This is a genomic window from Aerosakkonema funiforme FACHB-1375 (assembly GCF_014696265.1).
Lineage (GTDB): Bacteria > Cyanobacteriota > Cyanobacteriia > Cyanobacteriales > Aerosakkonemataceae > Aerosakkonema > Aerosakkonema funiforme_A.
In genome coordinates this window covers 57995-74712 of sequence record NZ_JACJPW010000037.1, presented here as the reverse complement: position 1 = coordinate 74712, position 16718 = coordinate 57995, and the positions used below count along the sequence as shown (strand labels likewise).

The window sequence follows — 16718 nt, the reverse complement described above, 5'->3', positions numbered from 1 at the left end:
ACTGTCAAAGCCCTATGTAACCGTTGGTTTTTGACTGCCTGCCCTTTAGGGGGCAGGCAGTCAAAAACCAATATTATAAAGGCTTTGGCAATTTTTGGAGATGTCTAATGAAAAATGGACAGACATTGTTTATACGGGAACGAAAGGAACTTGGTTTGCTGATGTAACGGGAACTGGTAAATACCAACTTCCTTACCCAGACGGTAAGACTTATCAAGTTACCCAAGGAAATAACAACGGAACCAGCCACTCCGATCAGTTTAACCGCTATGCCTGGGATTTTAATATGCCTGAAGGCAGTACAGTAGTTGCTACAAGAGCTGGTAAAGTAGTCAGTCTATACGAAGGTTCTCAAACGAGAATATCTTCTCTAAACGGTTGGTCACAATACACCAACTATGTACTTATCGATCATGGAGACGGAACATCGGCTGTGTACCTTCACTTAAAATATAATAGTGTACTGCCAAATGTAGGCGATTATGTAAGTCAAAACCAGCCAATTGCTCAAAGTGGTAAAACTGGATATGTACTTGGCACTCCAGGCGATCATTTACACTATTCAGTTCAAAAAACTCCCATTAACATTCCTGCTGGTGGTTTTAGCAACAAATCAGGAAATTATGTTACTGAAAGCCTACCAAGTTCTTTCTCAGATCCAGATGTCTTGAGCAAAAATTCTAATGGCGTACCTACTTATCCTAACTACTATACTTCGTAGGTTGTTAGGATCGACAACTAATATACCAATCCCAAAGTAGTAGGGTACGTCACCTTGCATTTTTTTACCAAAGCGATTAATTATCGTAGGTGACCCGCCCGACATTTGTTGGTAATCAAATCGCACGTTGCGCCTGATAAGAAAGTCGGTATTTTCTACCGAACAAGAAACCGGTTTTTTCCAAAAAATCCTGTTTCTGTGCTGAAGTGCTATACCAAAAGAAAGCCAAGCAATTAGCTCTAAACGAGATCTTGCACCAAAGTTTTCACCCGCCAGGGGTTTAAACCCCTGGCTAATAGCGCAAGTCCGTTTTAACGGACTAATCTTTTCTACCAGTCCACTTCAGTGGACTTTCGCTATTAGGCGGGGACTTGAGTCCCCGGCGGGCGTGGACAACACCGCCGATTAAGGCATCTTTTAATACCAGTCGCGTGCAGGTACAGGTGCAAGATGTTGTCAGCGCATACCCACTAGAATAAAATTCCTCAAATTACCCAAAATGATTACTGAATTAGACCGAGTTGCTTTAACCACCGATTTACCAGAATATAATTTAAAAACAGGCGATATTGGCACTGTGGTATTAGTACATCAAGAAGGTTTGGGATATGAAGTAGAATTTATGACAGTCACCGGACAAGCTATTGCAATTATTTCATTATTTAGTTCTCAAGTGCGTGCGATCGGTGACAGAGAAATCGCCCAAGCGCGAGTTCTCACATAATCATTAATTTGTTTGGTTAGGCGTCGCTCTATTCCGCAGCTTTTGCTAACAACTCCTGAACCCAAATTCTATCCTGTTCTGATAAAGCAGGAACGATTTCAGCAGTGTAATCAATCCGATAATCATAACCTGCCTTATCATAAATTTCCGTAAATAATTGCTGTAAATTAACAGTTGGCTCAATATCTTCCGAACGCAAAGGCAGGTAAAAGCTAGGAAGAGAATCTTTGAAACTAAAAGCATATAATTCAGCTTGCGGTCGATGAGTATGCCTGCTAATTAAAACTCGATAATTTGACTGAATATCAGCTTCTAAAATTGGCATCGGTTGGAAGCTTCGGATTAAATCAATTTCTACTAAATTTGTTAAACTTCCTAAAATACGCTGACGTTTTTGGAGATAACTATCTCTTCCTTCACCAGCACGTTTATTAACAGGAGATAAAATTTCAATTACAGTAATAACTGAACCTGTGCTTCTGTCTCTTACCTCTAAGTAATTTTGCTTAATTTTTTCCGGGATCGGGACATTAACTGCGATCGGTTGAACGGGAGATGAAGCAACTGCTACAGCGATTTGAGAAGGGGATTGATTAATATTGGACGATTGACGTTTAACCGCTAGATCGGGAACACCCACTAATATAGAATTATCACCATTAGAGCTATTAATTTCATAAATGCGCTTTTCAATGGCAATTTCATACTTAGGACGAACTTGAGGAACTAAAGAATCTGCAAGGGCTACAATTAACCGACTATGAACTTCCGGCCAAAAACTAGGATTTTCTAGATAAGGGTCAAAGCCTGGAAAAGGTGAAGGCATTGGTTTACCTCCTATCAATGCGACTCTGGATTTAGTAATATAAACTAATTATAGCAGTCTACAACTAAATAGGAAGCTTATGCTCCAAGCAAAAAACAAACTCACTCTGGATGAATTTCTCGCCCTACCAGAAGGCGATGTAACTTACGAATTAATCGATGGTGAAGCAATAGCAAAAATGTCACCGAAATTTTTTCATTCCAGACTCACAAAGGCACTACTGAGATTGCTGGAAAACTGGGGTCAAGATAAGGGAGAAGTCGCGGTAGAATGGGCTGTCGTACTGACGCGACAGGGAAAAAGCTGGGTGCCTACACCAGAAATTTTATTTATTTCTCATCAGAAGTTAGCACCAGATTGGATGGAAAATGAAGCTTGTCCCGTTCCTCCAGAATTAGTTATTGAAATTATTTCGCCGGGACAAAGTTTTGGGCAATTGGCTAGCAAAGCAAGAGATTATTTGGATGCAGGGGTGCTGCGAGTTTGGGTGGTAGATAGTCAAGCGAGAAGCATTACAGTTTTTTATCCTGATGCGCCACCCCAGACTTATATGGGAGATACACTGTTAATTGATTCGCTGTTTGATGGTTTAGAAATTACGGCTGAGCAAGTTTTTCGATTAGCAAGGATATAGCAAAAGTCAAAAGAAATAAGATGTGTATGTGTATATAAACCTCGGCTGGGCGAAGCATTCGGGGAGAAAGATTGTTCATAATTGCGATCGATTGTCGCCCGAATGCTTCGCCCCTACATAATACATATTTCGTTTTTTTTGTCAATTTATTCTAGTGGACTGGCGCTCTAGCCCTTAGCTACAATTTTCAATTGATTGCGAATCGGGATTTCAATCCAGAAAGCTGCGCCCTGTCCGGGTTGAGATAAACACTTGAGTATTCCGCCATGTTTCTCGACAATTTGGTAACTGATGGAAAGTCCTAAACCAGTACCTTTACCGACAGGTTTTGTGGTGAAAAAGGGGTCGAACAAACGAGAACGAACTTCTTCGTTCATACCTGGGCCGTTGTCGCTAATTAAAATAACTATGTGGTCAGAATTAGAATTATTACCTGTGGTAGCTTCTGCTAAGTAAGCTGCTGCTTGCTGCTGTGTTTCCAAAATTCTGGGTTTGGTATCGATAACTTGGGTGTGAATACGAATTGTATGTAGTGAGTTAAGTTCTTGTCTGCTGAACCCTTCCAGGGCGTCGATCGCATTGGCAATAATATTCATAAATACTTGATTTATCTGACTCGCATAACATTCCACTAAAGGTAACTTGCCATACTCTTTAATAACTTGAATAGTTGGGCTTTCCCCTTTCGCTTTCATGCGGTTTTGCAGGATTAGTAAAGTGCTATCGATACCTTCATGAATGTCTACGGGTTTCATTTGCGCTTCATCCAGGCGGGAAAAGTTGCGTAGGGACAGGACAAGCTGACGGATGCGGTCTACACCCAAGTGCATGGATGATAATAGTTTCGGTAAGTCTTCTGCCATGAAATCCAGTTCGATTTGTTCCATAAAAGTTTGAATTTCTGCAACTGGATCGTGGTAATGCTGCTGATATAGTTGCAGCAGATTAAATAAGTCGTTAACGTATTCCTTGGCATGGCAGAGATTGCCGTTGATGAAGTTAATGGGGTTGTTAATTTCGTGGGCAACTCCTGCCACTAATTGCCCCAAACTAGACATTTTTTCGCTTTGAATTAGTTGAGTTTGGGTTTGCTGCAATTCCTGTAGGGTGAGTTGCAGTTCCTCTGCTTTAGCTTGGGCGACAAAAGCAGCGATCGCAGCTTCATTATATAGCGCTGCTTGATGGAGAGCGATCGCCAGTTGATTGGCAACTTGTTGCAACAGTAACACTTCTTGGGCACTCCAGGTTTTCGCTTCTCGACTGTTACCGCAGATCAATATGCCAATTGTTTCAAAATGAGTTTGGATCGGAAATGCCATCACGGCAGAAAAATCAAGCTTTTCTAATGATTGTTGAATTGCCGCATCGGGAGACATTTTGACTTCATCCATCCAAATGATTCCCTTATTGAGGAGTTTCTTGGTAAAGGCACCAATTTCTGCGCTTGAGTAATAACCGATCGAACTGGTTAATTCCGGGATTTTAGCTTCGTGAACTACTTCCCAATTCTGTTGATTTTCCGGCCAAACATTGAGGTCGATCGGGCAATTTGTTTCAATGCACAGTAAAGCAGGGCGTTGCCAGACAAACAGACAGCGTTCGACTTCTAAGAAGTTACGCAGTTCTCTCACCGTTGTGGACAAAATCGTGTCGAGGTCGAGGGAATTATGGATTTGGTTGGTTAACTTAAAAATTAACGCTTCTCGACGACTTTCGTGCAATTGCTTTTGATGAAGCAAAGCATTTTCGATCGCTACTGCTGCCTGCAAAGATAACACGGTCAGCAGTTGTAGGTCTTCCGTAGAATAGGTAATATCTGTGTCGCCGAAAAGAGCGATCGCACCTATTATCTGGTCTTTTGTCTTTAAAGGTACGCAAATTAGAGAGCCTATTTGTGACTGACTGCTGACAAATCTGGGGTCGCATAAAACATTGTTTACTATTTCTCCTCTGCCTTTCTGAACAATTCTCCCAATCGCACCTTCGCCTAGCATCAAATGCTCTTTACTATAACAATTTTGACCGAACTCAGACAGAATTTCCAACTGGCAAGTGTCGCGATCGAGTAGCATAATTAAGCCACTTGTAGCTTCAATCAAATTTCCCGCTTCTTCAACGATCGACTGAGCTACTTCTTTCAAGTCGAGGCTGGCAGTAATTCTGGTAAAAATATCGCGGAAAAGTTCCATTTCGTGATATTTTTTTAAAACTTCATCCGCAAGTGACTTTTTCTCAAATTCCTGCTTGACTATATAAGAAAGCAACCGAGCCACAGCACTAGCTTTTTCTTCTCCGCTCACCCAGCCGATCGCTTCTCCGGAAAGCTCTACCGGATACCGATGATTAGACACATTATTAGTTTGCGTATCCAGCAATTTCTTACCATCTGCATTCTCGATACAAATAGAAGTGCCGATGGCATTGGTAATGTCATTGATGACATTTGATATTTCTCTTTTAGTAACGAGTTTCCTAAAATTAACTTGAGCCATCTGCTTTATATTTATAGTAGCTGGGATAGCGCGTTTAGATATTTCTAATTTACACGCTCGATGAAAGTATTCCCATTTATGGCTCCATAATCTATAATTTTTTACAAGAATTTACATTGACTTTAATCAAACTTTTTCGTTTCCAAAGCGCCCGAATTAACCTAGCACTAAGGGTGTTTGGCATTTTCTTCTTTTTGTATTCCCCTAGATTTTGTGAAAGTTAAAACCATACAGATATTTGATTAATTCCGATGCTACAACAATACCCTCGCCATTTTCCCGTAGGTTGAGTTGAGTGAAGACAAACTCAACTGAAGCGTTGGTTTTCGTACCTCAACCCAACCTACAAAGTTAGTTTTGGGATGGTTTCAAAACGATCGCAACCTAAAATCGCTGAGGTTAACCAGGCTGCGCTACTTTATGTATCACAAATAATGTAATTTGGCAATGGCAATATTGCTGGATTTGAAGACTACGCTAATAGTAGCGTAGCCTAAGTTGCAATATACCCTACGGCTAGTGTAAGGTTTTAGATCCCAGTTGCTCTAACTTACGACAGGGAAGTAAAGGAATCGATGAAGCGTCACCCGATGCAAGGATTTTGGATTTACTCGCCCACTCCCCCCTCTCCCCTCTTCCCCTAGCCCCTAGCCCCTAGTCCCTAGCCCCTAGCAAATGCGTCCACTCAGTTTAGACCCGGAACACTTTCGAGAATTAGTATCGTGCAGCGGCATTGACTGCAAGCTTGCCGCGCTGAATTTCATTTCGCTGACAGCAGATGCTGTCGTGGATCGTTTGTGGATATCGCCTGCTATGTGTAGTGCGGGGATACAACACAGCAGCTGGCTTCGTCGCCACGCTTTTATCGCTGCGGGAGGCTGGTGGTGTTCGGGACTCGACCCGCTCAACAATTGGCGCGAGATGAAGTGGGGGTGCTATAAGCCAAATCGTCCCAGGCTCAACAAAAAGGGCAAGTCAATCAAGTACGAACATCCCCCCAAAACACCGACGCGGGTTTTTTGTTTGCGGGTACCTTTGCACGTTTGGCAGCAGGTTTCTCGGCGCTACAACGTTGCCATGCCAGAGAATATTGTTATTACAGAAACTGGGGAAGCGCTGGGATTTTGGCAGTGGGTAGTCGCAGAAAAAATTCCTGTAATTATCTGCGAAGGTGCGAAGAAAGCAGCTGCTTTGTTGAGTCAAGGATATGCGGCGATCGCATTACCGGGAATCAGTAACGGCTACCGATCGAGCAAAGATTTTCAAGGTAATGTTATTTCTCGGCAGTTAATACCGGAGTTTCTCCCATTTACTGAGAAAGTACGCACATTTTATATTTGCTTTGATTATGAAACTAAACCCAAGACGCTCCGGGCAGTTAACAATGCGATCGCACAACTCGGTAAACTTTTCAATGACAAATCTTGTTCGGTAAAAGTTATCCGACTTCCGGGAATGGAAAAAGGTGTTGATGATTTTATCGTTGCCCAAGGTGCTGCTGCTTTCGAGTTAGTTTATCGAGCTAGCGCCGACTGTGAAACCGATATTGCCAAAACCAAACCCCATACCGAGTTAAGCTATGCGATCGCATTAACTCTCAATCGTCCCTATCTGGAAAATCTGCCTTTTCCCGCATCTGGATTAGTGGGAGTTAAGTCTGCCAAAGGTACGGGAAAAACCACCGCGCTTTTACCGCTTATAGAAGCAGCGAAAAAAAGAGGTCAGCCGATCTTATTGCTTACCCACAGAATCCAATTAGGACAGTTTTTGTGCGAGAAAATCGGGGTGAAATGGGGCATAGGGCATGGGAATCATCGCCGTGACGCGGAAACAAGCTACAGGTGTGAAGAAATAAGACAGTCTCTGCCAATGCCCCAGACGCGATCGCTTGGACTTTGCATCGATTCAATTTGGAAGTTAAACCCGTCGCAATGGCAGGGTGCGATCGTCATTTTGGATGAAGTCGAACAATGTTTGTGGCATCTCCTCAACAGCAACACTTGCAAGGAAAAAAGAATCTTAATTTTAAGAGTATTTCAGCAATTAATTGCTACCGTATTGCAAAGTGGCGGTTTAGTGATTGCCCAAGATGCCGATTTATCAGATTTATCCCTAGATTATCTCAAAGGACTGTCTGGAATTGAGATTTCGCCGTGGGTGGCGGTGAATGAATGGCAATGCGATCGCGGTTGGGATGTCACTTTTTACGATACCCCAAACCCAACATTGCTAATTCAACAGTTGGAAGTTGACTTAATTGCGGGGAAAAAGTGTTATGTTACTACCGATAGTCGCTCTGGGCGTTACAGTTGCGAAACGATCGATCGCTACATCAAACAGCGTTTGGAACAGTTGATCCATAAATATCCCAAAACGCTAGTAGTCAGCAGTCAAACAACCCGCACATCCGGTCACGAAGCGGTAAATTTTGTCGAAGATATCAATAAAAAAGCTTTGGAATATGACGCTGTTTTCGTCACTCCCAGTCTGGGTACTGGTGTGAGTATTGATGGGGAACATTTCGATCGCGTTTATGGTATCTTTCAAGGAGTAATTCCAGATTGGGAAGCGCGACAAGCTTTAGCGAGAGTGCGTGCTAATATGCCGCGATTTATCTGGTGTGCCAAACGCGGTATCGGTTCGATCGGTTGTGGCAGTAAAAATTACCGCGTGCTATCGGAATGGTATCAGGAAAATCACAAGGAAAATTTAGCTTTGATGAGTCCTTTGTATAAGGTTGATGTCGATTTACCTTTTGTTTGCGATCCGATTCATCTGAGAATTTGGGCTAAGTTGGCGGCGAGGGTAAATGGATCGATCGCCCTGTATCGTCAATCAATGTTAGAAGGTTTGATGGCAGAAAAGCATCGGGTGAATGTAATTAGCGATGTTTCTCCAACCGATATTGTGAGGGATTTACGCATGGCATTGATCGCCACAAATTCTGCGGATCTCGAAATTAGAAAGAATTTGGTACTGCAAATCGTCAAAGTGCAAAAAGAATTTTACGAACGCAGCCAAAAATCTAAGTCTATCAAAAAACAAATTAAGAGAATTCGCACGCAAGCAGAATTCCAATCTGCCTGTGCGGTTGCCTGCGCTTGCGATATCAGCCATAAAGAATACGATCGCTTGTTAGGGAAGCGATCGCTAACTGATGACGAACAAAATCAAATAGATAAATACATCTTGCGACAGCGTTACGGGGTAGAGGTAACTCCGCAGTTGAAGCTGCGCGATGACAAGGGATATTATTCGCAATTGCTGCTGCATTACTATCTAACTCATGAAAGCGAGTATTTCCGAATTAGAGATTTCCAAGAATGGCATCTGCAACTTTATAGAGGCGAAGGCAAAGTTTTTTTGCCAGATATCAATGTGTATACTTTGAAAGTTGAGGCGCTTTTAGCGTTGGGAGTACAGCAATTTTTAGAACAGGAGCGAGAATTTCGTCAGACAGATGCAGATTTGATTCGTCTGAAAGAAACGGCGTTTCGATACAGCAAGCAAATTAAAAAGACTATTGGTATCAATATTCCGATGGAAACAGAAAGGTATACCGTTACTTCTATAAAACTCGCCAATAAACTTCTTAGTCTGTTGGGATTAAAGCTGGAGTATTTTAAGGTGGACGAGGTACAGGGAAACCAAACTAAGGTTTATAGAATCGCACCAGAAATTCTTGATGATGGACGAGAGGAAATTTTTCAACTTTGGCATAAACGCGATACGTTAATTTTAGAAACTCTCAGCCAGAGACGTTTAGATTTAGAGTCGCGCAGTCACTTCGGAGTTAGTGTTAGGTGAGCTTTGCTATTAGCTTCCACTGCACTGCGTTCCCAAAGCATGGGATAATATTGAGTCTTTCGCCAAAGTTCGATCGCATTATCGTAGTTGGGATGAAAAGCATGACCGGATTGTCCGGGAGGGTGGATGCTGAGGGTGTTTTGCAAATTGCTCAAATCGACGATCGTTCGCATCGAAGGTAACCATACCACCTCAAAGGATTTGCTGGCATCCCAACCTGTGGCATTGACAATTGAACCGCCCCCTGAAGTAGGAAATGGCCCGCGATTGAACAGTGCTTCAATGGGAGCAATTCCTGATTTGCCTAGAGTAGCATTGCGGAAAGTGGCGGTGTGTAAATTGCCCCAACGCCATTTAGTCGGGTCTTTACCCAAGGTGCGTTCCAATTCATCCACTGCTTTGGTAAAAGCTTGTTGGAAAATGCGATCGCGATTTTCAATCTCAGGCGTTGTTTTATTATCCCACCAACGGCTATTCGGTTGCCGCACCAAGCGACCTACTATTTCAAACCAATTATCTTCACCGTCTGGCCAATAATCTTGAGGTAAATCGTCGTGAAATGTGTCAGCTAAAAGGTGCTTCCAAAAAGCCGCAAACAAAGCCGGGGCAGCCAAATCCATATTGTCTTGGAAATCCCAACCTACCCAAATATTGCGTACCCGCTTTAAGCGATCGTCATTTAAAGGAATTTTTAGCAAAATCGGTACTAAATTTTCGGCATTTAAATTCTTATTATCCCCTTGCATCTGCTGAAAATAGGTTACAGAAATGGGAGCTTTTTGTGACTCGATCATCTCCACAATTCGCTTAGCGCGGAAACCGTAATCCCAATCTTGTGCGATCGAATATGGGTAATTTTGTCCAACTACCGCATTGTTGGCGGTGACGATATAACCTTGGGGCGGGTTAAAAGCGAAGGGAAGTTGCGAAAAAGGAAGGTAACCTTTCCATTCATAATTGTCAGTCCAACCGGGCACGGGATAGCGCCCGTTGCCACTAGCGCGAATGGGGATTTTTCCGGGCATTTGATACCCAATATTGCCATCAATATCTGCATAAATGAGATTTTGGGACGGCACATCAAATTCTCGTGCAGTATTGCGAAATTCATTCCAATTTTGGACGCGGTTAATATTGAAAATTGCCCGGAAGCTATTGCCCGGTTCCAGCGCTGTCCAACGCAGAGCGATCGCGTAATTTTGGGGTAGATTTATGCTAGTTTTTTGATTAAAATTTTCCAGATCCTTATAAGTGTCTGAGAGAATCGGCCCGTGACGGGTGTAACGCACTGTCAGGGAAAGGGAATCGCCGCCAGCGATTTGGATATTTTCTTTGACGAGTTTCATATCAACCCATTTCCCATTAACTTCGTACTGATTGGGATTATTGGGATTGATTTTCTCAATATACAAATCGGCCACATCTGGATCGACATTGGTAAAACCCCAAGCAATGCGATCGTTATGACCGATGACAACTCCCGGCATTCCCGCAAAGGAAAAACCGTTAACTTTGTAGGGACAATCAGATGTTTTGGCAGTGCAATGTAAACCGACTTGATACCAAATCGAAGGCATTTGAATGCCCAAGTGAGGATCGTTTGCCAAGATAGGCTTACCTGTGGCGCTGCGCTTACCTGAAATCACCCAACTATTTGAACCGATGCCATTTCGGGTTTTCCCTAATAAGCCGTTTAAAGTGTTAAGCTGTTTGGCGATCGGCTGTAAGGCAGAATCAACTGCCGGAGCGTCAGGATTAACTAAAGCAGTTTTATCAAAACTATTAGCATTATTTGGATTGGGAACAATTAGGGGATGCTTTTTGGGATAAGGAAGAAACAGGTCATTCAATTGAGATGACGTTAAACTTTTGGAAAAAATAGCATTTTGAATTTCATTATCAAAACTGGTGCTGAGATCCAATGCCATCACTTTCACCCAGGTTAAACTGTGGAGAGGTTGCCAAGGTTCGGGCTGATATTTTGGATTTAATTGTTTGAGGATAGTGTATTCTAAACTAATAGCACCGTCTTGGCGATCTTTGAGATAAGCATTAACTCCATCTGCATAAGCTTGCAAGATTGCTTTGGTGTTGGGATCGAGTTGTGCTAACTCTTGTTGTGCTACCCGCGCCCATCCCAATGTCCGCAAAAACTTATCGGTATCTAGTTGAGATTTGCCGAACATTTCTGCTAGGCGACCCGAACCGATATGCCGCCAAAAATCCATTTGCCAGAAGCGATCCTGTGCGTGGATATAGCCCTGTGTCATGAATAAATCGTGTTGGTTGGAGGCATAAATATGGGGGACTCCCCATTTATCTCGAAAAACTTCTACTTTATCTTTTAAACCGGATATTTTAATAGTGCCTGTTTCTTGCGGCCAGGATTTACGAACAGTATAAAAAGCCAAACCGCCAGCTATAGCTGTTACTGCGAGGACACCTGTACCGACAATTTTGAGTGCTTTAATTAATTTATTTTTCATGTTCGTTTGCGATATTTACAATCTGTGTAATGGCATCGGGTAGTTCATTTTCTACTAAGCGTAGGGGTGGATAGAGGTAGGCGATCGCAACTGCTAACATATTAAGAATTCCCATAACAATAAATACTAACCCAATGCCGCGCCCTTGTCCTACGCCGATCGTCAGTCCGATACTTGGAGCTAGTGGGCCATTAACGGCAAGCAGTGGCTCGAAAATGCGATCGGCTAACGGCCCTGCAATTATATAAGCAAATGGCAACGATGATAAGCCGATCGTGCGCTGTACGGCAAACACCCGTCCTTGCACATCCGGCGCGACTTTGGTAAACCAAATAGCTTGACTGGAAGCCAAGATAAACGGCAAGCTGAATAAATAAACAAAAGCGGCGGCAGCAATGAGTGGGGCGCTAGGTCGTAATCCCCCTATACATAATAATAAACCTTGCAACAGAGTGAAGCCAAGTATACAGTAAATACGGCGTTTTAACCCCGACCATACACTCATGACAACGCTACCCAAAAGCATTCCGCTACCGCCAATAGATAAGATAGTGCCAAGGACGGTACTAGAGGTGAAGCTCAAAACTAATGGCGTCAACAAAACTTCGACAATGCCTAAAGTAAAGTTACTGAAACTGTAAAATATCATCAGTCCGAACAGTCCGGGGCGTGTGGAAATATAAGTCCAGCCGTATAATGTTTCTTGCAGTAAAGATTTCTTTTTATCTTCGTTTTCGGGGATAGTCTCCGGTTTGGGAATGCGGACGAACAGCAGCGTTACGAAGGCAAAAATAAAAGTGACAAAATCAATTAGGATGACGCCTTGAATCTGAATTTTGCTAACTAATAAACCTGCGAGTACTGGTGCGACAAGTTGCGAAGTTGCTTGTGCAAATTGTACCATACCGCTAGCGCGACTGAGATGTTGTTTGGGAACGAGTTGTGCGATCGCAGCATGATAAGCTGGCCAGTGAAAAGCGCTAAAAAGAGAGCTAGTTGCCACAGCGATGTAGATTTGCCAAACTTGCAATTGACCTGCAAACAGTAGCAAAGCAACAGCCAGAGTGCCGATACCTGCGCCGCAATCGCTTACTAATAAAGCTATTCGCCGATTCCAGCGGTCTATAAAAGTGCCTGCGATCGGTAATAGCAAGATGCTAGGTAGAAAAGTGAACAGAGAAATGAGGGCAAAATCCGTGACTGAACCAGTGCGCTGATATACCCAAATACCCAGTGCAAAACTCGTCAGACCGGAACCGATTAGCGAGATAAGTTGCCCAAACCAAATGATAATAAAAACCTTCATATGATTTTAGATTTTAGATTTTAGATTTCAGATTTGCTAATGTTTCCGGCAAGCATTAACCAAAAATTTGAAATTTTAAATCTAAAATTTCAAATTCACGATAAATTGTATCGTTTTTGGAGAAAGAACGTACACAATAGTATCATCAGCGTTGATTCTAACGCGATGCGTTTGCGCTCAGCCATGTTGGGAAGTTCATCCAGCAAGGCAATCACAGTCGATCGATCGAAAAACGGCACCGATGCCATCACAGAACTGCGTAAAGAATCTTGCATCAATGCGTACAAACGATTGTTTGTTAAAGTAGCAGGTGGAGCGGTGAAAGGATGTTTGGGACGGGTGTAAACTGTGTCGGTTAAAAAAGGTCGGGATGCTTCTCGCAATACATATTTTTCCCGCGTTCCAGATGTCAGCAGCGAAACGGGAATTTGGCGCACTAACTCAAAAAGATGGTGATCTAAAAATGGCAACCGGAGTTCGACGGAATTTGCCATTTCCAGACGTTCGGCAAACAAAGAATAATTAGGCAAGATTGATTTCGACCATAAATATAGCGATTGTAAAATCCGATCGCGCCCTAATAGCTGTCCTTGGAGATCGAATTGGTTCAAAAAGATGCGGTAGACATCGCGATCGGCAAATTTGGCAGCATAATCTGGTGCTAAGAGAACATGGAAAAAAGCTCTATCTACTGCTACGTTTTTCAACCAAGATGGCACAAAGCCCAAAGTTTCCTGTACCCCAGCTAAAGATGCTGGCGTACTGTGACCAGATGCGGAATTTCCTCGCAAATCTTGTCTGATATTACCGTATCCGGCAAATATTTCATCAGAACCATCGCCCGATAGTACAACCTTGTAACCTAGCTCGTGTACTACGCGACTTTGTAAATATCTGGCGACACCACGACAGTTAGTATCGAGAATTTCAGCGTGCCAAATTGCATCGGCAATATTGTCAGCAAAATCGGAAGAGTTGACGGGAATCTGCTGAAAGTCGGCTCCCACTTTTGCTGCTGTTTCGCGAGCGATTTCCCCTTCATCGTAACCGACTCCCTCGAAAGCGATCGTGAAAGCTCTTATGGGTTCGCTACTATATTTTGCAGCGATACCGAGTACAGCAGAAGAATCGAGACCGCCGCTGAGGAAACTGCCAACTGGCACATCTGCCCGCAGTCTGAGTTTAACAGCTTCCTCCAATTTGTAACGAACTTGTTCGATATATTCGCGATCGTTTCTAGGTGGAGGAGGCGCATCAAGTGTGGGGTAATCGAGATCCCAATAGCGAACAATTTGTATGCCTTGATGAGTTGCTAGAAGGTAATGACCGGGCGGTACTTGATAAACGCCTGCAAATAATGTGCGGTCTTGGTTTAAGTAAAGAAATAGTTGTTGGAAAAATGACTCTTCATCCCAACGAGCCGTCACGCCTGCGGCAAATAAGGCTTTGGCTTCTGATGCTAGATAAAGTGTGTCGTTAACTATTGTGTAAAAAAGCGGTTTGATGCCGAAGCGATCGCGTGCAGCAAACAGGAGTTGTTTGGATTCGTCCCACAAGATAAATGCGAATTCACCGCGCAAATGCTGCAAACATTCGGTGCCAAATTCCTCATACAGGTGAAGTGCTATTTCGCTGTCGGAATGGGTGCGAAGTCGGTGTCCTCTTTGTTTCAAATCGCTCTGAATTCGTTCAAAATCGTAAAACTCGCCGTTGGCAATCAGGTGCAGCTGTTCGTCTTCATTTGCGATCGGCTGATCTCCCGTTGCTAGGTCGATAATGCTCAATCTAGCGTGACCCAATCCCACCCGTTGATGGGAAGCAATCCAGTGATTTTGTTTGTCTGGGCCACGATATTTCAACTGCTGCGTTGCTTTTGCTAACGCTTCTGCCGAAATCGGTTTTTCTTTCGAGAAAATTCCTACAATACCGCACATAAATTTCTCTCTTCCGTGACCGAATTTCAAAATTTTTCGCGCATCATTGACCGCTTTAAATATCACTGAGGGAGCAACAAACGCACTTCTTCCATTAAGCGCTGAGCCAGATTTTCTACAGTGCTTTGTCGGTAAATATTTTCACTGTATTCCCAGTTCATTTGCAGTTGTCCTTCCAAGATTCTCCCCAAAACGAGTAACAAATGGGGTCGAGTGTTGCGGGGACTAATACTCAGTCCGTGAGATTCGCGAGCTAGTTGAAATGGAGAAGATTCGAGTAGAATGCGATCGAACTGACCTAAGTAGTTAAATATAATTTCCGGTCGAGGAAGAGAGCCCATTTTTTGTGCGATCGTCTTATCGTCGCCGCAATAACGCAGCAAACCATAACCCATCCCCCGCTTGGGAATTTGGCGAAGCTGCTGTGCGATCGACTTTAACCGATCGACCGGAGTTTCCACATCCGTCAAGTTGAAATACATCGGAAAGCAGTTTGTAAACCAGCCAACTGTGCGGGATAGGTTCACACCTTCAATAATTTCTTCTCGTCCGTGTACGTCTAAGTCAATCAGAAGGTCGCGTCTTCCCATCCATTCGGTAATAGTTTGTACCAAAGCTGTTAGCAACACTTCATTAATTTGTGTTTGGTAAGTTGCCGGAATTTTATGAAGTAAAGCTTGAGTTTCTTCTGTATTTAGAGATACCGAAACAACGCGAGTCGAGGCTTCAATGTTAGCTCCTTCGGGGTAGTCTCTCGGCAAAGGTTGAGCTTGTCTCCGAGGTTCTGCTAACCAGTAAGATAATTCTTGCTTAACCTCTGCCGATCGAGCGTACTCGGTCAGTAGTTCAGACCATTGTTTAAAAGAAGTCGTTTTAGCTGGAAGGGAAATAGCTTTTCCACTACTAATTTGCTCGTAAGCTGCCTGGAGATCTTCCAGAAGTATCCGTAAGGAAACTACATCTTCTACTAAGTGATGGATGGCAATCAGTAAGCGGTTCGTTTTTTGATTACCCAGTTCAAAAAACGCCACTTTCATCAATGGCCCTGCTGATAAATTGAAGCTGCCTTGGATTTCTGTTGCTATGCTTTCAATAGCGGATTTTTGCTCTGACTCTGGAATAGTTGAAAGATCGAATTTAGCAAAACTAACTTTCTCTTCCAAACCCATATTTACTTGCTCCCAAATTCCCGATTTTTGTTGAAATCGGAGGCGCAGAGCATCGTGATGTACGAGTAGCTGCTGAGCAACTTCCTCTAGCAAAGAGGGGTCTATATCTCGATTTATTTCTAGCAGAAAAGCTTGGTTCCAATGATGATTTTCAGCAAAATTGCGCTCGAAAAACCACTGTTGGATAGGAGTTAGAGGTACTGAGCCTACTACAGCTTCCTGTTGTGCCTCGCGAAGAGAAATCGCACCTACAACTGTTGCCAATTCTGCGATCGTCGGATGTTCAAAAAGTTGATTTGTACTGAGTTGAAGACTTGCTTGGTTAGCTTTAGCTACAATCCGAATACTCTGAATCGAATCTCCTCCCAACTCTAAAAAGTTGTCGTGGATGCCTACTCGATCGATCCCCAGTACCTGACCCCAAATCTTAGCCAGCGCCGCCTCAACTGGCGTGCTAGGTGCTACGTAGGTAGTTTGAGCCGCTACACTTTCTTCTTTCATTAACATTTCCAGAAGTTGGCGTTTTTCTGGTGAAAGTTGCTCAAGACGCTTTAAAAGCTCACTCACTTTTTATCTCCTTGAATTGCGAAACAGTTTTACTAATTTTTTCAGCAAAATT

General features: G+C 43.2%; 10 protein-coding genes and 1 pseudogene. 4 read left to right on the top strand and 7 right to left on the bottom strand.

The annotated features are described in order from the left end of the window. Nucleotides 1-100 precede the first annotated feature (100 nt). Complete coding sequence (locus H6G03_RS15725; RefSeq protein ID WP_190465308.1) at nt 101-721, top strand: M23 family metallopeptidase; 621 nt, start codon at nt 101-103, stop codon at nt 719-721. 499 nt (nt 722-1220) lie between these two features. Then, complete coding sequence (locus H6G03_RS15720; protein WP_190465307.1) at nt 1221-1445, top strand: DUF4926 domain-containing protein; 225 nt, start codon at nt 1221-1223, stop codon at nt 1443-1445. A 28-nt stretch (nt 1446-1473) separates the two neighbouring features. On the opposite strand, the gene H6G03_RS15715 is transcribed toward H6G03_RS15720, so the two are convergent. Continuing rightward, on the bottom strand, nt 1474-2271 hold the full coding sequence (locus H6G03_RS15715; RefSeq protein WP_190465306.1) for a DUF4058 family protein: 798 nt from the start codon (nt 2269-2271) through the stop codon (nt 1474-1476). 79 nt (nt 2272-2350) lie between these two features. Here H6G03_RS15715 and H6G03_RS15710 point away from each other — a divergent pair, with 79 nt between their 5' ends. Next, the gene (locus tag H6G03_RS15710; protein ID WP_190465305.1) at nt 2351-2905 is read left to right on the top strand and encodes a Uma2 family endonuclease; all 555 of its coding nucleotides are present in this window, start codon (nt 2351-2353) and stop codon (nt 2903-2905) included. A gap of 167 nt (nt 2906-3072) precedes the next feature. Here the strand turns inward: H6G03_RS15710 and H6G03_RS39515 are convergent, their stop codons facing one another. Both H6G03_RS39515 and H6G03_RS39510 read right to left on the bottom strand, forming a co-directional pair. Beyond that, nucleotides 3073-4683 carry a GAF domain-containing sensor histidine kinase gene (locus H6G03_RS39515; protein ID WP_456057571.1) on the bottom strand — a complete coding sequence of 537 codons (1611 nt, stop codon included), beginning with the start codon at nt 4681-4683 and terminating at the stop codon, nt 3073-3075. Then, nucleotides 4660-5094: pseudogene (locus H6G03_RS39510) on the bottom strand (GAF domain-containing protein); the annotation flags it as partial. The pseudogene H6G03_RS39510 and the gene H6G03_RS39515, both read right to left, overlap by 24 nt. Before the next feature lie 978 nt (nt 5095-6072). Between H6G03_RS39510 and H6G03_RS15700 the strand changes: the two are divergent. Then, nucleotides 6073-9204 (top strand): plasmid replication protein, CyRepA1 family, encoded by a 3132-nt coding sequence (locus H6G03_RS15700; RefSeq protein WP_190465303.1) that lies wholly within the window; start codon nt 6073-6075, stop codon nt 9202-9204. On the opposite strand, the gene H6G03_RS15695 is transcribed toward H6G03_RS15700, so the two are convergent. From H6G03_RS15695 to H6G03_RS15680, 4 genes are all read right to left on the bottom strand, one after another. Continuing rightward, nucleotides 9180-11690: a penicillin acylase family protein gene (locus tag H6G03_RS15695; RefSeq protein ID WP_190465302.1), complete on the bottom strand. Its 2511-nt coding sequence runs from the start codon at nt 11688-11690 to the stop codon at nt 9180-9182. The genes H6G03_RS15700 and H6G03_RS15695 overlap by 25 nt on opposite strands. Further along, a complete protein-coding gene (locus H6G03_RS15690; protein WP_190465301.1) occupies nt 11680-12996 on the bottom strand; it encodes an MFS transporter in 1317 nt (438 codons plus the stop codon). The genes H6G03_RS15695 and H6G03_RS15690 overlap by 11 nt, the downstream gene beginning before the upstream one ends. Nucleotides 12997-13091: 95 nt before the next feature. Next, nucleotides 13092-14930: an asparagine synthase (glutamine-hydrolyzing) gene (asnB, locus tag H6G03_RS15685; protein ID WP_190465300.1), complete on the bottom strand. Its 1839-nt coding sequence runs from the start codon at nt 14928-14930 to the stop codon at nt 13092-13094. Nucleotides 14931-14992: 62 nt separating this feature from the next. Then, nucleotides 14993-16666, bottom strand: coding sequence for a condensation domain-containing protein (locus tag H6G03_RS15680; protein WP_190465299.1), 1674 nt, complete (start codon nt 16664-16666; stop codon nt 14993-14995). Between the last annotated feature and the right edge of the window lie 52 nt (nt 16667-16718).